16 protein-coding genes are annotated in these 16,861 nt (G+C 61.2%); 7 read left to right on the top strand and 9 right to left on the bottom strand.

Annotated elements, in window-relative coordinates; genetic code table 11:
• Positions 1-15 precede the first annotated feature (15 nt).
• The 3 genes from hypF to AC0KVQ_RS00125 all read left to right on the top strand — a co-directional run bounded on the left by hypF (position 16) and on the right by AC0KVQ_RS00125 (position 4,069).
• On the top strand, positions 16-2,262 hold the full coding sequence (gene hypF, locus AC0KVQ_RS00135) for a carbamoyltransferase HypF (RefSeq protein ID WP_473419074.1): 2,247 nt from the start codon (positions 16-18) through the stop codon (positions 2,260-2,262).
• On the top strand, positions 2,252-3,253 hold the full coding sequence (hypE, locus tag AC0KVQ_RS00130) for a hydrogenase expression/formation protein HypE (protein WP_473419073.1): 1,002 nt from the start codon (positions 2,252-2,254) through the stop codon (positions 3,251-3,253). The genes hypF and hypE overlap by 11 nt, the downstream gene beginning before the upstream one ends.
• A gap of 291 nt (positions 3,254-3,544) precedes the next feature.
• Positions 3,545-4,069 (top strand): lipocalin family protein, encoded by a 525-nt coding sequence (locus tag AC0KVQ_RS00125; protein ID WP_473419072.1) that lies wholly within the window; start codon positions 3,545-3,547, stop codon positions 4,067-4,069.
• A 40-nt stretch (positions 4,070-4,109) separates the two neighbouring features.
• Here AC0KVQ_RS00125 and AC0KVQ_RS00120 read toward each other — a convergent pair whose 3' ends face one another.
• From AC0KVQ_RS00120 to AC0KVQ_RS00080, 9 genes are all read right to left on the bottom strand, one after another.
• Entirely contained in the window at positions 4,110-4,424 is a 315-nt protein-coding gene (locus AC0KVQ_RS00120) for a non-heme iron oxygenase ferredoxin subunit (protein ID WP_473419071.1), read from the bottom strand.
• 39 nt (positions 4,425-4,463) lie between these two features.
• Positions 4,464-4,811: a DUF59 domain-containing protein gene (locus AC0KVQ_RS00115; protein ID WP_473419070.1), complete on the bottom strand. Its 348-nt coding sequence runs from the start codon at positions 4,809-4,811 to the stop codon at positions 4,464-4,466.
• Between the two features lie 4 nt (positions 4,812-4,815).
• The gene (gene sufU, locus AC0KVQ_RS00110; protein ID WP_473419069.1) at positions 4,816-5,259 is read right to left on the bottom strand and encodes a Fe-S cluster assembly sulfur transfer protein SufU; all 444 of its coding nucleotides are present in this window, start codon (positions 5,257-5,259) and stop codon (positions 4,816-4,818) included.
• Entirely contained in the window at positions 5,256-6,491 is a 1,236-nt protein-coding gene (locus AC0KVQ_RS00105) for a SufS family cysteine desulfurase (protein ID WP_473419068.1), read from the bottom strand. The genes sufU and AC0KVQ_RS00105 overlap by 4 nt, the downstream gene beginning before the upstream one ends.
• The gene (sufD, locus tag AC0KVQ_RS00100) at positions 6,488-7,795 is read right to left on the bottom strand and encodes a Fe-S cluster assembly protein SufD (RefSeq protein ID WP_473419067.1); all 1,308 of its coding nucleotides are present in this window, start codon (positions 7,793-7,795) and stop codon (positions 6,488-6,490) included. The genes AC0KVQ_RS00105 and sufD overlap by 4 nt, the downstream gene beginning before the upstream one ends.
• The gene (gene sufC, locus AC0KVQ_RS00095) at positions 7,792-8,556 is read right to left on the bottom strand and encodes a Fe-S cluster assembly ATPase SufC (RefSeq protein ID WP_473419066.1); all 765 of its coding nucleotides are present in this window, start codon (positions 8,554-8,556) and stop codon (positions 7,792-7,794) included. Before sufC ends, sufD begins: the two co-directional genes overlap by 4 nt.
• Before the next feature lie 93 nt (positions 8,557-8,649).
• Positions 8,650-10,098, bottom strand: coding sequence for a Fe-S cluster assembly protein SufB (gene sufB, locus AC0KVQ_RS00090; protein ID WP_473419065.1), 1,449 nt, complete (start codon positions 10,096-10,098; stop codon positions 8,650-8,652).
• Between the two features lie 47 nt (positions 10,099-10,145).
• On the bottom strand, positions 10,146-10,586 hold the full coding sequence (locus AC0KVQ_RS00085) for an SUF system Fe-S cluster assembly regulator (RefSeq protein WP_473419064.1): 441 nt from the start codon (positions 10,584-10,586) through the stop codon (positions 10,146-10,148).
• A 112-nt stretch (positions 10,587-10,698) separates the two neighbouring features.
• The gene (locus AC0KVQ_RS00080; RefSeq protein WP_473419063.1) at positions 10,699-11,910 is read right to left on the bottom strand and encodes a XylR family transcriptional regulator; all 1,212 of its coding nucleotides are present in this window, start codon (positions 11,908-11,910) and stop codon (positions 10,699-10,701) included.
• Between the two features lie 231 nt (positions 11,911-12,141).
• Between AC0KVQ_RS00080 and AC0KVQ_RS00075 the strand changes: the two genes are divergently transcribed.
• From AC0KVQ_RS00075 to AC0KVQ_RS00060, 4 genes are read left to right on the top strand one after another with little or no spacing between them, the layout of a single operon-like run.
• Positions 12,142-13,395 (top strand): ABC transporter substrate-binding protein, encoded by a 1,254-nt coding sequence (locus tag AC0KVQ_RS00075; protein WP_473419062.1) that lies wholly within the window; start codon positions 12,142-12,144, stop codon positions 13,393-13,395.
• A 59-nt stretch (positions 13,396-13,454) separates the two neighbouring features.
• Positions 13,455-14,390, top strand: a complete 936-nt coding sequence (locus AC0KVQ_RS00070) for a carbohydrate ABC transporter permease (RefSeq protein ID WP_473419061.1) — start codon at positions 13,455-13,457, stop codon at positions 14,388-14,390.
• Positions 14,387-15,217, top strand: a complete 831-nt coding sequence (locus AC0KVQ_RS00065; protein WP_473419060.1) for a carbohydrate ABC transporter permease — start codon at positions 14,387-14,389, stop codon at positions 15,215-15,217. Before AC0KVQ_RS00070 ends, AC0KVQ_RS00065 begins: the two co-directional genes overlap by 4 nt.
• A gap of 5 nt (positions 15,218-15,222) precedes the next feature.
• Complete coding sequence (locus tag AC0KVQ_RS00060; protein ID WP_473419059.1) at positions 15,223-16,833, top strand: glycoside hydrolase family 43 protein; 1,611 nt, start codon at positions 15,223-15,225, stop codon at positions 16,831-16,833.
• Positions 16,834-16,861 lie beyond the last annotated feature (28 nt).

The following is a 16,861-nucleotide window of genomic DNA, read 5'->3' as shown; positions in this document are numbered from 1 at the left end:
CCTGCTCAATCGCCCATGCCAGCGTTTCCCGACACGTCGCGACATCTGACCCTAACCGTTACCGGCATCGTGCAAGGCGTCGGTTTCCGGCCATTTATTTTCCGCCTGGCGCATGAACTGGGGCTTTCGGGCTCGGTGCAGAATTGCAGCGGCCGTGTGGAAATCTGCATCGAAGGCGAAGCGGCCAGGCTGCTGGATTTCCAGCAGCGCGTGATCCACGAAGCGCCACCGCTGGCCAAGCCGGTTCTGCACAGCATCACCACCGGGGAAGCACAGGGCCTGAGCGGGTTTGTGATTCTGCCCAGTGTGGAAAGCACGGCGGATATTCACTTGCCGCTCGATACCGCGCCCTGCCCGGTCTGCTTGGCCGAGATGCGCGACCCGGCCAATCGGCGCTACCGTTACCCGTTCACCAACTGCACGCAATGCGGGCCACGCTTTACCCTGATCGAATCGCTGCCGTATGACCGTGCGCGCACCAGCATGGCGGGTTTTCCGCTCTGCCCGGCTTGCAGTGCCGAATATGAAGACCCGCTCGACCGGCGTTTTCACGCCGAGCCGATTGCCTGCCCAGCTTGCGGACCACAACTGGCCTGGCGCTCGGGCAACGACATCGCGCAGAAAGAACCAGCCCTGCAAGCCGCGCTGGCGGCCTTGCGCGCCGGCAAGATCATCGCCGTGCGCGGCGTGGGCGGCTATCACCTGATGTGCGATGCTGGCAATGAAACCGCTGTGGCCGCCCTGCGAACCCGAAAACTGCGCCCGGCCCGGCCTTTCGCCGTGCTGTTTGCGGAAAACAGCCCGCAACTGCGCACCATGCTGGCCATCACGTCTGAGGAAATGACGCTGCTGCAAAGCCCGCAGCGGCCCATCGTGCTGGTTGCCCAACAGCCGGCCAGTATGCTGGCACCGAGTATCGCACCGGGCCTGGCGCACATCGGCGTGATGCTGCCCTATAGCCCGCTGCATGGGCTGCTGGTGGAAGACTTCGGCGGCCCGCTGGTGGCAACTTCCGGCAATCTTGCCGGCGAGCCGATCGCCATCGACCCAGCGGATGCCGAAGCACGGCTGGGCCGGATTGCCGACGGATTTCTGCACCATGACCGCCCGATCGTGCGCCCGGTCGAGGATAGCGTCTGGCAGGTCTATGCCGACCACGGCCCGGTGCCGTTGCGGCTGGGGCGCGGATCGGCGCCGCTTGAATTCACGTTGCCGCACTCTTTGCCTGAGCCCGTGCTGGCGCTGGGCGGCGAACAGAAAGTGACCATCGCACTGGGCTGGGGAAATCGCGCCGTGATCTCGCCGCATCTGGGCGATCTGGAACATCCGGAAAGCCTGGCCCTGCTGCAACGCGTGGCCGACGATTTTTGTCGGCTCTATCAGGTTCAACCAAGGCAAATTGCCATCGACGCACATCCCGGTTTCCAGAGCCGGCAGTGGGCGATGGCGCAAGGCTTGCCGATCAGCGAAATTTGGCATCACCACGCGCATGCCGGCGCACTCGCCGCCGAGCATCCTGCCATGGATGACTGGCTGATGCTGACCTGGGATGGCGTCGGCCTTGGCCCGGATGGCCTGCTCTGGGGGGGCGAGGCACTGCGCGGCAAGCCCGGCCACTGGCAAAGCGTTGCCCGGCTGCGCCCGTTCCGCCTGCCCGGTGGCGAAGCAGCCAGCCGCGAACTCTGGCGCAGCGCGGCCGGTTTGCTGTGGGAAAGTGAAATGGAAACGCCACAATGGCATCCGCAACAGTCCTTGCTGCACACGGCATGGTGCAAGGGCTTGAACAGCCCGTTGACCACAGCGGCCGGGCGCCTGTTCGATGGTGCGGCGGCATTGCTGGGCCTGTGCCAGACGGCCAGCTTCGAGGGTGAAGGCCCGATGCGGCTGCAGGCGCTGGCCGAAAGCGCGGAGGATGGCCCGTATTGGCCGGTGAATTGGCAAGAACAGGATGGCATATGGACCCTCGACTGGCAGCCATGGCTGGCACTGTTGCAGGATGCCGCCACGCCTGCACCACAACGCGCCTGGGCGCTGCACGATGCGCTTGCCCGCGCGGTGGTGGCACTGCCCGGCCTGCTCGATCTGCCACGCACCACGCCGGTGGGATTGACTGGCGGCGTATTCCAGAACCGCCTGCTGGTGGCCCGGATCACCCAATATGCTGGCCACTACGCCATCCACCTGCCCCGATGCGCCCCGCCCAATGATGCCGGACTGGCACTGGGCCAACTCGTTGAAGCCGGAGCACGCCATGCTGCATGACACCCATATCCGCCTCGCCCACGGCAACGGCGGCCGCCTGATGCGCGAACTGCTCGAAACCGTGGTCTACCCGGCGCTCGGCACGCAGGAAAGCGCTACCGATGCCGCGCCGGTAGCGGTTCACCCCGGCTGGTTGCCGTATCTGGCCAGCGACAGCTTTACCGTACAGCCGCTGTTTTTTCCCGGCGGCGACATCGGCAGCCTGGCCATTCACGGCACGCTCAACGATCTGGCTGTCTCCGGCGCGGAACCAGCCGCGATCACGCTGAATCTGGTGATCGAGGAAGGCTTCCTGCTTGCAGATCTGAAACGGATTCTGATTTCCGCCGGCCAGGCCGCGCGCGCTGCGGGCGTGCCGATCGTCGGCGGGGATACCAAGGTCGTACCGAAAGGACAAGGCAGCGGCGTGGTCATCGCCACCACCGGGCTGGGCTGGCGCGATCCCGCGCTGCAACTCGATATCCACGCGGTGCAGGCCGGCGATACGGTACTGGTGAGCGGGCCGGTCGGCGATCATGGCACGGCCGTGATGCTGGCACGCGAGGAATTCGGATTATCCAGCGATCTGGTCTCCGATGCGGCCTGCGTGCTAGACCTCGCCCGGCTGGCGTGGGCACTGCCCGGTGTGCGCTTTTTGCGCGACCCGACCCGTGGCGGGCTGGCTTCGGTGCTGCATGAGATCGCGCGCGCCTGTAGTCTGGGCGCGAACCTGATCGAAGCGGAGATTCCCTTGCGTGATCCGGTGCGCGGTGCCTGCAGCCTGCTCGGATTCAACCCGCTGCAACTGGCGTGCGAGGGCCGGATCGTGGCGATTGCCGCGCCGGATTGCGCTGCTGAATTGCTGCGGTGCTGGCAGGCACACCCGCAAGGGCATGAGGCGGCCTGCATCGGCACGCTCACGGCGGAGCCGGAAGTCTGTCTGGTCACACCGCTGGGGGGGCGGCGCTGGCTGGAAGAACTGGCAGAAGATCCGCTGCCGCGCATTTGCTGATGGATCAAATTCGGGGTAGAAAAATCAGGCGACAACCCAAAATATTGCCGTAGGACGGACTTCAGTCCGTCAGGGTTCTTTGATATTCCATTGTGACGGGTTGAAACCCGTCCTACGACCTGGAATGCCGCTCACCCAAACATCGATTTGCCCTCTCCCCCAGCCCCTCTCCCGCAAGCGGGCGAGGGGAGTATTGGCCGCATCACCGATTTTGCTCCATCGCCTGTGTGCGGGAGAGGGGCTGGGCGAGGGGGCAAATTGTTTTTACATAAAAACAAAGGACAGAAAACCATGCGCAAATTGTTGTATCTGCTGTATCTGGCTATGCCGCTGGCTTGGGCCGATACGCCACCCGCGAGCGTGGCGCAGGTCGATCTGCAGCGCTATGCCGGCAAGTGGTATGAAATCGCGGCTTTTCCGATGTTCTTCCAGCGGCAGTGCATCGGCGATACCACGGCGCAATATCGTGCGCAGCCGGATGGCTCGATTGCGATCACCAACCGTTGCCGTACCGAATCCGGCTTTGACGAGGCCAAAGGCAGGGCCAAGGTGGTTGAAGGCAGCGGCAATGGCCAATTGAAGGTTTCGTTCTTCTGGCCATTCCAGTCGGATTACTGGATTTTCGAGCTGGATGAAGATTACCGCTGGGCCGTGGTCGGCAACCCGAACCGCAAATACCTGTGGATACTCTCGCGCACGCCGGTACTGGATCGGCCTTTGCTGGAACAGGCCCTGCAGGCAGCCAGCACCCAGGGGTTCGATCTGGGGCAGCTTCAGTACACCGCACATGGCGAGGCGGTGAAGCTTCGCAATTAGAACCTGTTTACGATCTTACTGCGAGGCCGTCATCAGGTTCTTAAGCCTCCACGGCGACCTGCACCCGCCCCTGCTCGACCCGGACCGGAAAGGTTGCGATGGGCTCATAGGCCGGCGGCGAGAGTGCCTCGCCGGTCTCCAGCGAAAAGCGCGCACGATGGCGCGGGCATTCGATCACGGTGTCGCAACAGACCCCGCCGGACAGCATGCCGTTATCGTGCGAGCAGCGATCTTCGATGGCGTAATAGCGGCCATCCACATTGAATACCGCGATATTCAGGCTGCCCAGCACCAGCGTCTGGCAACTGCTAGGCGCGAACTGATCCACGGCGATCACATCGATCCACTCAACCATGCTTGTCTCCTTGAATCACGCCAGCGGGAATCCGTTTTTTCATGCAAGGCCCAATTCCAGCCGCCCGGCCTCGCTGATCATCTGCATCGACCAGGGCGGATCCCACACCAGCTCGATTTCAACATCCGAAACGCCCTCGATATCGGTCACCATGAACCCGACCTGATCCTGCAGCGACTGCGCCACCGGGCAGGCCGGCGCGGTCAGCGTCATGCGGATGAAGACCTTGCCGCTCGCTTCGTCGATCTCCAGCGCATAGATCAGACCGAGGTCATAGATATTGACCGGGATTTCCGGGTCGTACACGGTACGCAGCACGTCGATCACCCGCGCCCGCAGCATTTCAAGGCGGCCATTGGATACGAATGGTGTGGCGGGATCGTTCATGGTTTTACTCCGTCGAGACCGGCTGGCTTTCCTCGTGCAAGGCGGCATGCAGCGTATGCCAGGCCAGCGTGGCGCACTTGATGCGCGTCGGAAATTCGCGCACGCCGGCCAGCACCTGCAGTTTGCCCAGCGTTGTCGAGGCAGGCGTTTCGCCGGTGAGCAGCGCATGAAAAACGGCAAACAGCGCTTCGGCCTCGGCTTCGGTCTTGCCCTTGAGCGCATCGGTCATCAGCGAGGCCGATGCCGTGGAAATGGCGCAGCCCTCGCCCTCAAAGCAAGCGGCTTCGATCACGCCATCGACCACTTTCAGATGCAGGGTGAGGCGATCGCCGCAGAGCGGATTGAATCCTTCCGCGTGCCGGTTCGCCCCGGCCAGCGGCCCGAAATTGTGCGGGTGCCGGTAGTGGTCGAGGATGACTTCCTGATAGAGATCGCGCAGATCAGTCATGAGCCGAAGACCTCCTGTGCCCGGCGGATCGCGCGCAGCAGCGCATCGACTTCGTCGAACGTGTTGTAGAGCGAAAACGAGGCGCGCACGGTAGCAGGCAGGCCGAAATGCGCCATCACCGGCATCGCGCAGTGGTGGCCGGTACGCACCGCCACGCCCTCACTATCGAGCACGGTGCCGACATCGTGCGGATGCACGCCGGCCAGCGTGAACGAAAGAACGCTGGCCTTGTGCCGTGCAGTGCCGACCAGCTGCAGGCCGGCGATGCTGGCCACCTGCCCGGTCGCATAGGCCAGCAATGCCTGTTCGTGCGCGGCAATGGCCGAGATATCCAGCGACTGTAGATAATCCAGTGCGGCGCCCAATCCGATGGCACCGGCGATGTTCGGCGTGCCGGCTTCGAACTTGTACGGCAGCTCGTTGTAGGAAGTCCTGGCGAAAGTCACTTCGCGGATCATGTCGCCGCCGCCCTGCCACGGCGGCATCGCCTCCAGCAAGGCCGCCTTGCCGTACAGCACGCCGATGCCGGTCGGGCCATAGAGCTTGTGGCCGGAAAACACGTAGAAATCGCAATCGAGTGCCTGCACATCCACCGGCAGGTGCGCCACGGCCTGCGCACCATCCACCAGCACCACCGCACCGGCCGCGTGGGCCTGCGCGATCAGTTGTTTCACCGGGTTGATCGTGCCGAGCGCGTTGGAGAGCTGCGTGATTGCCACGATCCGCGTCGCCGGGCCAAGCTGCCTTGCAAATTCGTCCTCGCGCAGCTCGCCGCGTGCATCAAAAGGCGCCACGCGCAGCACGGCACCACTGCGTTCGCACAGCAACTGCCACGGCACGATGTTGGAGTGGTGCTCCATCTCGGTAATCAGGATCTCGTCGCCGGGCTTGAGGCGCTGGCCAAAACTGCTGGCCACCAGATTGATCGCCTCGGTGGCACCACGCACGAACACGATCTCCTCGCGCCGCGCGGCGTGGATGAAACGCTGCACGGCATCGCGCGCGGCTTCAAAGGCATCGGTGGCGCGCTGGCTCAGGGTATGCACGCCCCGATGCACATTGGCGTTCAGCTCGCGGTAGTAGTGTGCCTCGCTGTCGATCACGCACTGCGGCTTCTGGCTGGTCGCGGCGTTATCCAGATAGACCAGCGGCTTGCCATGCACGGTCTGGCGCAGGATAGGGAAATCCTGGCGCAGCCGGTCCACGTCGAATGCTTGCCTCAATGCATTCATGGCATGTCCCTCCCCTGCCCTGGCAAGCGTTGGCGCAACAGCCAATCCAGCCGTTCGCGCAGAGGCAGGAATGCCACACGATCGACCATCTCGGCGGCGAAGGCATGGATCAGCACGGCCTGTGCCGCTGCCGCATCCAGCCCGCGCGAGCGCAGGTAGAACACCTGCGCCGGGTCGATCTGGCCCACGGTTGCGCCGTGGCTGCATTTCACGTCGTCGGCAAAGATTTCCAGTTGCGGCTTGGTATCGATTTCGGCGTTGTCCGACAGCAGCAGGTTGCGATTGGCCTGGTAGGCATCGCTATGCTGCGCATCCGGATGCACGATCACGCGGCCGTTGAACACCGCGCGCGAGGCACCGGCCAGCACACCCTTGTACAACTCGCGGCTGGTGCCATGAGGCCGGGCGTGATCGATGCGGGTATGGTGGTCGACATGCTGGCGGCCATCGGTCACGTACAGGCCATCGAGCACGCACCCGGTGCGCTCGGCATTGAGCCCGACCCGAATATCGGTGCGAGCCAGCGCGCCGCCCAGCGCGAACACGCGCGAGATGAAACGGCTGTCCTGCTGCAGATCGGTGTTGAGCGCCGCAACATGGAACGCCTTGAGGCTTTCCTGCTGCAGCTTGTGGTGCTCGATTTCCGCCCCGCGCTCCGCGACAAGATCGGTAAGGGTATTGGTAAAGCCGGCACCTTCGTTCAGGGTCACATGCTGTTCGATCACGCTGACCCGGCTATCCAGGCCGGCGATCACCACATTGCGTGTATGCACCGCCAGCCCCGACCCAGTACCGATGAACAGCAGATGCACCGGCTGATCCAGTACAACGCCTGCGCCCAACCGGATCACTGCGCCATCGGCCATGAAGGCGGCATTCAGCGCCGAAAAACCCGATGTTTCCGGCGATCTTCCCAGCATCGCCTGCACGGTATCCGGGGCTTGCGTCAGCACATTGGCCAAGCTGGCCAGCATCACGCCAGCCGGCAGCGGGCCGATCTGCGATGCCGCCGGCTGATAGCGGCCATTCACGAACACCAGCCGATGCGTGTCCGGCAGATTCCATGCCTCGATCAATTCGGGCTGGATCGCCACCTCATCAGGCTCAAACTGGAAATCGGCATTCTCGATGGCGGCAACCGAGGTGTATTTCCAGTCTTCGTGGCGCAGCGTCGGAAAGCCGGCTTCGACGAATGACGCGAGCGCGGCTTCGCGCAGGCGCAACACCCACGGTAACTGGCTACCGGGCAGCGTATTGCGCAAGCGTGCGAAGGCCTCGCGGTAAACGTCGGCAGCCGGGTTCATGGCGCTGCCTCCTTGCCTGCCATGGCCTCGACCCAGCCATAGCCGCGGCGCTCAAGCTCCAGCGCCAGCTCACTGCCACCGGACAAGGCAATGCGGCCGTGCGCCAGTACGTGCACATGATCCGGCACGACGTAATCGAGCAGGCGCTGGTAATGCGTGACCAGGATGATGGCGCGGTCCGGGCTGCGCAGGGCATTGATCCCATCCGCCACCAATTTGAGCGCATCGATGTCCAGCCCGGAATCGGTCTCGTCGAGGATGGCAAGCCGGGGTTCCAGCACGGCCATCTGCAGAATTTCGTTGCGTTTTTTCTCGCCACCGGAAAAGCCTTCGTTGACCGCACGGTAGAGCAGGCTTTGATCCATGCCCATCCGTTGCAGCTTGCCCTTCACCAGATCGAGGAAATCCACCGCGTCCAGCTCGGCTTCGCCGCGATGCTTGCGCAGGGCATTGAGCGCGGCCTTGAGCAGGTAGATATTGGCCACGCCGGGAATTTCCACCGGATACTGGAAGGCCAGGAAGATGCCCTCTCTCGCACGCGCCTCGGGCGACAATTCAAGCAGGTCCTGACCCCGATAGCGCACATCGCCAGCCGTGACCACATAGCCTTCGCGCCCGGCCAGCACATGCGCGAGCGTGCTCTTGCCCGAGCCGTTCGGCCCCATGATCGCGTGCACTTCACCGGCGCGCACGGCCAGGTCGATGCCGCGCAAGATCGGCTTGTCGTCGACCGCGACGTGCAGATTGCGAATTTCCAGCATGTTCAGATCCTCCTGCCAACTAGCGCCGCCCGATGCCGCGAAGCAAATCCCATTGGGACTGCAAGATACGCAGTCGCCTGATGGGCCAGATTCCTAGCCGACACTACCCTCCAGACTTACCCCCAGCAGCTTCTGCGCTTCCACCGCAAACTCCATCGGCAATTCCTTGAACACTTCCTTGCAGAAACCGTTGACGATCATCGATACCGCATCCTCCGGCGATATCCCGCGGCTCTGGCAGTAAAACAGCTGGTCCTCGCCGATGCGCGAGGTGGAGGCTTCGTGCTCGACACGCGCGGTCGGATTTTTCACCTCGATGTACGGAAAGGTATGCGCCGCGCACTTGTCGCCAAGCAGCAGCGAATCGCACTGCGTGTAATTGCGCGCGCCGGTCGCGCTTTTTGCCACCTTCACCAGCCCGCGATACGCATTCTGTCCGTGGCCGGCCGAGATGCCCTTGGAAAGGATGGTGCTGCGGGTATTGCGGCCCAGATGGATCATCTTGGTGCCGGTATCGGCCTGCTGGTAATGGTTGGTGAGCGCCACCGAATGGAACTCGCCCACCGCGTTGTCGCCGCGCAGGATCACGCTCGGGTATTTCCAGGTGATCGCCGAGCCGGTCTCGACCTGCGTCCAGGAAATCTTCGAATTCGCCTCGCGGCAATCGCCGCGCTTGGTCACGAAGTTGTAGATGCCGCCGCGGCCTTCCTTGTCGCCCGGATACCAGTTCTGCACCGTGGCGTACTTGATCTGCGCGCCTTCGAGCGCGATCAGCTCGACCACCGCCGCATGCAGCTGGTTTTCGTCGCGCATCGGCGCGGTGCAGCCTTCAAGGTAGCTCACGTAGGCGCCGCGATCGGCAATGATCAGCGTGCGTTCGAACTGGCCGGTATTGCGCGCGTTGATGCGGAAATAGGTCGAGAGCTCCATCGGGCAGCGCACGCCGGGCGGGATGTAGCAGAACGAACCATCGCTGAACACGGCCGAGTTGAGGCTGGCGAAGAAATTGTCGGTATGGGGCACCACCGAACCCAGATACTGCCGCACCAGATCCGGGTGATTGCGCACGGCTTCCGAGAATGCGCAGAAAATGATGCCAAGGCTGGCCAGCTTTTCCTTGAAAGTCGTCGCTACGGAAACACTATCGAATACGGCATCGACCGCCACGCCGGCCAGCAACTCGCGCTCGGCCAGCGGCACGCCGAGTTTCTCATAGGTGCGCAGCAGTTCCGGGTCGACCTCGGCCAGGCTTTGCGGTCCATCCTTGCGCGACTTGGGCGCCGCGTAATAGGCGATGTCCTGGTAATCGATGGGCGGATGGTGCACGGTGGACCATTGCGGCTCCTGCATGGTCAGCCAGTGGCAGTAGGCTTGCAGCCGCCATTCGAGCATGAATTCCGGCTCATCCTTCCTGGCCGAAATCAGGCGGATCACGTCCTCGGACAGGCCGCGCGGCACGATATCCGTCTCCACGGCGGTATAGAAACCGTGCTTGTATTCCTGGCTGATGAGCTCATCGAGCTTGGTCGTTGCATTTGTCATCGCTGCCTCCGGTTGCATCCCGGGCCGGTGGTTAACCGGTCTAAGCGTTACAAATCTGGTTGGCGGTGGTGCCTTGCTTTTTGATTCATCGAAAGTGCCATGTCTGCCAGGCTGATCGCGTCCAGAGCCTGACGAATGACAGCATTGGCCTGCTGCCAGCCTGGCCGCAACAGGCACTGGCTTTCCCGCTCGCACAGGCCCGATGCCACGCTGCATTCGGTCATGCCCAGCGGTCCTTCCATCGCCTCGATGATTTGTGCCATGGATATTTCAGCCGGAGCACGTGCCAGCGCATAGCCGCCACGAGCGCCACGCGTGGATTGCACCAAACCTTGGCGGGCCAAAATTTTCAGAATCTTTCTGGTTGTCGCAACCGTCGCCCCGCAGGCAGCAGCCAGCCCGGATGCGCTGCTGACGTCGCCCGGCCGCAGCGCCAGCTGCGCCATAAGCACGGTCGCGTAATCGGTGAGCTTGTTGAGTGCGGGCATGGTGATGACCTCCCTCTCCATGCTCAATTAGAACCGTACAAGTCCCATATTGTTCCCGGGCAAGCCGGGCTGCCAGGTCAGGCGGTTGCGACCAAAATCGTTGTTGAACTAACTAAGTGGGGAGGGTTGCAGCACGGGCATCACGAACAATATGCCTAGCCCGGTAGTCGAGCGGGCTGCAATCAAGTTCACGTCGGAACACCGCATACATGTATTGCAGGGAGGTAAAACCGCTGCAGCGGGCGACTTCAGCGACCGGCATATCGCCACTTTCCAGCAGTTGCCGTGCCATCTGCAGTTTGAATGCAAGAATTTCGTCATGGACGGTACAACCGAACTGCTGCCGGAAGTGGCTGTCGAGCGTGGTACGCGATACGCCAACATATTCCGCGACCTGCGCCACCTTCAGGCCCTGGGCGGCAAACTGGCGAATATAGTGGCGTGCACGCATCACATAAGGATCACAGGTCGGCTGGTGGCGCGATGAAGCCTGCGGGTTGATGCCTTCGGGCGCAACAAGAACCGGCTGCTTCGGCAACGGAGCACCCATCAGTTTGCGGTGCAGGATGCTGGCAGCCTGCCAGCCCATTTCGCGCGTCCCCTGCTTGACCGAGCTGATCGGGATACGGGTAAGCATGCGCAAGAGCGGATCATCATCAATCCCCATGATGGCCACTTCTTCCGGTACGGCGATGCCATCCATGATGCATGCCTGCAGAATCTGGCGCGCGCGCGAATCAGTCACCGCGATAATGCCGATGGGCTTGGGCAGCGTGCGCAGCCAGGCCACCAGATGATCCAGCATCGGCTCCCAATCCAGGGCAAACGTCGGCAACCCCTGAAAAATCTCAGTTTCCATGCCATCGGCCTGCATCCGCTTGCGAAACACCGCTTCGCGCTCGCGCGCCCACTTGTTATTGGTTGCAGGCGGCATGCTGTACAACGCAAAGCGCGGCAAGCCCATGTCGATCAGATGCTCGTACGCCAGACCGACCAGCTTGTTGTTGTCGGTTGCCACATACGGTACACCGCGCGGATAGGCCGAGGCATGCTGGTACGAACTACCGACACCGACCACTGGCAATAGCCCGCCGGCCAGCAGATCAACCAGTGACGGATCATCAAAATCCGCGATCACGCCATCGCCACTCCAGTTGCAGATACTGTCCGGGCGTGAACGAAAATCCTCATCGAGCAGCAAATCCCAGGTCAGTCGGGTTGAGCGCACGTAATCGCACACGCCGGCGATGATGTCACGCCCGTAGGCACCCTTGGCCTTGAGCATCAGGGCAACTCTGAATGTATCGCGCTTGGGATGAACCATGGCGCACTCCTGTGGTGGCCGACAAGCAGATTCCTTGCTGCGCAGTATACGAACGGAATCCAACTGCAATCACAGACTTTCCAAAAGTATGTCGATCACTTGAAAAAATCATAACGCCAGTTTGCACTTGAGCTGGTGTAGCTTATGTAACAGACAGCACACGCACTACAAAAACTTCGCACAGCCAGTGTCCTGTCACTTGACATACAACGCACCCGGAGAAGAGTTCCCATGAATGTCGTGAAGCTGGCCGCACTGGCCATTACCGCAGTTTTCCTGCAAACCGCCCAGGCTGAAACCGTGAAGATGCTGTCTGTCGAACCCAACATCCAGGCAGGCAAGGATTACTACAGCAATATCAAAAAAGCCTTTGAAGCGCAGAATCCGGGTATTACCGTCCAGATCGACTACCTCGATGATGCCTCGTTCAAATCCAAATTGCCGACCATGCTGCAATCCAGCGCCCGCCCGGATCTGTTTTTCACCTGGACCGGCGGCGTGTTTTTCGAGCAGGCCAAGGCCGGGGTGCTGAAGGACATCACCAGCGAGATGAATGCCGGCTGGAAAGAAAACTTCTCGCCGGCCGGGGTCAATGCCATGACTTACAAGGGCAAGGTGCATGGCGCGCCGATGTATGCCGCCAGCGTGGTGCTCTGGTACAACAAGAAACTGCTGAACCAGGCCAAGGTTGATCCAGCCGGCATCCAGACCTGGGATGATCTTCTGGCTGCAGTGAACAAGATCAAGGCCGCCGGTATCACTCCTATCGTGGTGGGCGGCAAGGACAAATGGCCCCTGCAGTTCTTCTATGGCTTTTTGGCCACGCGCATTGCCGGCAAGGATGGATTGGCACAGGCCGATGCCGGCAACAACGGCGGCTTTGAACATCCGGACTTTGTGAAAACCGGCAGCGAATTCAAGCGTCTGGTCGATCTCAAGCCCTTCCAGCCCGGATTCATGGATACCAACAACAACAAGGCTGCCGGGTTGTTTGGCGATGGCAAGGGCGCATTCCATCTGATGGGCAACTGGCTGTACGGCTCGCAGCAGAAGAATTCGACTTCGGGCAAGGGAATTGCCGATGAAGACCTCGGCTTTATCCGCTTCCCGGTGGTCAAGGGCGGCAAGGGCAAGGCAAACGATACCTTTGGTGGTATCAATGGCTGGCTGGTTACCAAGGATGCACCGGCCGCTACCACCAAGTGGCTGAAGTTCCTGCTCAACAAGGAAAACCAGATCGAAGGTGGCAAACAGGCACTGTGGCTGCCGATTGCCAAAGGGGCCAGCAGCGGCGTGGCCAACCCGTTCATGCGTCAGATCGTGGGGCAGTTTGAGCAGGCCGAATACCACCAGCTCTATCTGGACCAGGCGCTTGGCGCCAGCGTGGGCGCCACACTGAACGACGTGTCGGCAGAACTGGCCACGGGTGAAATATCGCCCAAGGAAGCGGCGCAACGCGTGGAAGAAGCACGCAGCATGCGCTGACCTTGTTGCCGGCAGCCTGGCTGCCGGCTTCTCCCTGTTTCCCATGAACGGTATTGATCATGACTGATGCCAAGGTAATCCCTGTCCGGCAACAGACCTTGCCTGCGCGCATTGCCCGCATGTACCACGAAGGCAAGCTCACGGCGATTCTCTTGTTTCTGCCCCCGGCCCTGCTGCTGTTCACCCTGTTTGTGGTCACGCCCATCCTGAATGCGGCGCACCTGAGCCTGTTTCGCTGGAGCGGCTTTGGTGAAGTAACTGATTACGTGGGCCTGAAAAACTATACCCAGCTGCTGTCGCATTCGATCTTTCACCAGTCCTTGTGGAATTCGGTCAAGATCATTCTGGCTTCGATCCTGGTGCAAATTCCGCTGGCACTGGGTCTGGCCTTGCTTATCTACCGCAAAACGCCGACCAACACCCTGTTCCGGCTGGTATTTCTGGCGCCCTACATTCTGGCGGAAATTGCTTCGGGCCTGATCTGGAGTTTTATCTTCGACGGCGATTACGGCGTATCGGCCCAGATTGCTTCCGCGCTTTCCATGCCGCCCTTTTATATTCTGGCCGACAAGCAGTTTGCCTTTCTGGCCATCATCACCGTGATCGTCTGGAAATACTTCGGCTTTCACATGATGGTGTTCATTGCCGCGCTGCAATCGGTCCCGGGCGAGTTGCTGGAAGCCGCCGCGCTGGATTGCCGCAAGCCCTGGCAGATCGTGGCGTTTGTCAAACTGCCCCTGATCGCACATGCACTCAAGCTCAGTGTGTTCTTTGCCATCATCGGCTCGCTGCAGGTTTTCGACATCATTATTCCGCTCACCAACGGCGGCCCCTCCAACTCCACCCATTCCATCGTCAGCTATCTCTATACCTTCGGTCTGACCCGGCTGAATGTGGGATTCGGCAGTGCGGTGGGCGTGGTGTTGTTCCTGTTCTGCGTGTTTACCGCGCTGACCTACAAACGCATTGTCATTCGTGAGAGGAAATCCGCATGAAACACAAAGCCGGGTTCGCCGATCTGGGCCGCGCTGCCACCCTGGCAATTGCTGCTGCCTTCGTGATCATTCCACTGATCGCCACGTTTCTTGGCGGCTTCAAGGAACTGGGCGAGCTGCGCAGTTCGCCGTTCGGCCTGCCAGCTGCCTGGAACACCGCCATCTATGGGGAGATTCTGCACAATCCCCAATTCTGGTCCTACCTGAAAAGCTCGCTGCTGGTCTCCCTGTGTGCCGTGGTGCTGACCTTGCTGTGTGCCTCCATGGCCGCGTATGTGTTTGCCCACATCCGCTTCTTCGGTTCCAGGCTGCTGCTGTCCTACCTGTTGCTGGGCATGATGTTTCCATTTGCCACGGCAATCCTGCCGCTGTTCATCAAGATCCGCGATCTGGGTCTGCTGGATAGCTATCTGGGCGTGATCCTGCCGCAAACCGCTTTTTCAATGGCATTTGCCATTGTGTTGTTCAAAAGCTTTTTCGAACAACTGCCGCACGAGCTGTTTGAAGCCGCCTATGTGGAAGGGTGTGGCTACCTGCGCTTTTTCTTCCAGTTCACCCTGCCGCTGTCCACGCCGATTCTGGCGACTGTGGGCACGTTTGTGTTCGTGCAGAGCTGGAACAACTACCTGCTGCCGCTGGTGGTCCTCAACAACCGGGAAATGTTCACCTGGCCACTGGGCATGATGCAGTTCCGCGGCGAATACATCGTGGAGTGGAACAAGATCCTGGCATTCGTCTCGCTCACCATCTTCCCGGCAATCGTGTTCTTCATTGCTGCCCAGAAATACATTGTCGCCGGCCTCACCCGTGGCTCGGTAAAAGGCTGACCATCATGCATACAGACCCGCACATGATCCACAACCCCATCCTGAAGGGCTTCAACCCCGATCCCTCCATCGTGCGCGTGGGTGATGATTACTACATTGCCACCTCCACCTTCGAATGGTATCCGGGCGTACAAATCCACCACTCGCGTGACCTGGTGCACTGGCAACTTGTCACGCGTCCGCTCAATCGCGCCAGCCAGCTCGACATGCGTGGCAATGCCGACTCCTGCGGCGTGTGGGCCCCCTGCCTGACTTACGCCGATGGCCTGTTCTGGCTGGTTTACAGCGATGTCAAACGCAAGGATGGCAACTTCAAGGATGTGCACAACTATCTGGTTACGGCACCCGCCATCGAGGGCCCGTGGTCGGATCCGGTCTACCTGAATTCAAGCGGATTTGATCCCTCGCTGTTTCATGACGAGGACGGGCGCAAATGGCTGGTGAATCTGGTGTGGGATCACCGTGCCCGCCCCAGCAAGTTCGGCGGCATCCTGCTGCAGGAATACGATGCGCAGGCACGGCAACTGAGCGGGCCGATCACCAACATCTTCCGTGGCAGCCCGCTCGGGCTGACCGAAGGGCCGCACCTGTACCGGCGCAATGGCTATTACTATCTGATGACCGCAGAAGGCGGTACCGGCTACCGTCATGCGGTATCGCTGGCACGATCACACTCGTTGGCCGGCCCGTACGAATTGCATCCGCAATGGCATGTGGTGACTTCGCGCTTCTTTGCCGATGCCCCGCTGCAACGTGCCGGCCACGGCGATATCGTGGAAACACAGCACGGCGAGACCTATCTGGTGTATCTGACTGGCCGCCCGATTGCCGGCCTGCAGCGCTGTCCGCTCGGCCGGGAAACCGCCATCCAGAAAGCCTGCTGGGATGAAGATGGCTGGTTGCGCCTATCTGGAGAAACTCTGGCCCCGCAAGAACAGGTGCCGGCCCCGCCGCTCCCGGCCAGCCCATTTCCATCCGAGCCGATTCGCCACGAATTCAACGATGCCAGCCTGCCGCTTGCATTCCAGTGGCTGCGCAGCCCCTGCCCGGAGCGACTGTTCAACCTGCAAGCCAGGCCGGGTTATTTGCGCCTGTTCGGACGCGAATCAGTGGGCAGCTGGTTTGAGCAGGCTCTGCTCGCCCGCCGCCAGACTTCGCTGAAATACCGTGCCGAAACCGTGGTCGAAGCGTGCCCCGCCAACCATCAGCAAATGGCAGGACTGATCAGCTACTACAACCGCTTTGCCTTTCACTATCTGGCGCTGACCTGGGATGCCGACATCGGCAACTGCCTGCAAATTTTCTCCTGCGCCGGAGACTGGCCAGATGGGCGGCTCACGCTGGGGCTGGAACACGCCGTTTCCGTGCCTGCTGGCCAGCCCGTATTTCTGCGTGCAGAAGTGAACGGCTGCGCCCTGCGCTTTTTCTACGCGCTGCAGAAAGATATGTGGCAGCGCATCGGCCCGGTGCTGGATGCATCCCTCCTGGCCGATGAAGCCGGACAAGGCGAACACGGCAACTTCACCGGGGCCTTTGTCGGAATGAGCGCCAATGATGTGAGCGGTGCCGCCATGCCGGCGGATTTTGATTATTTCGATTATGAGGATCTGGCCTGAACAGCCGGTTTCTGCACGCGACAAGGAT

The sequence above is a fragment of the Formivibrio sp. oc-25 genome, assembly GCF_055810895.1.
Note: the sequence above shows the minus strand (reverse complement) of the source record. Positions and strands in the feature narration are given on the sequence as shown.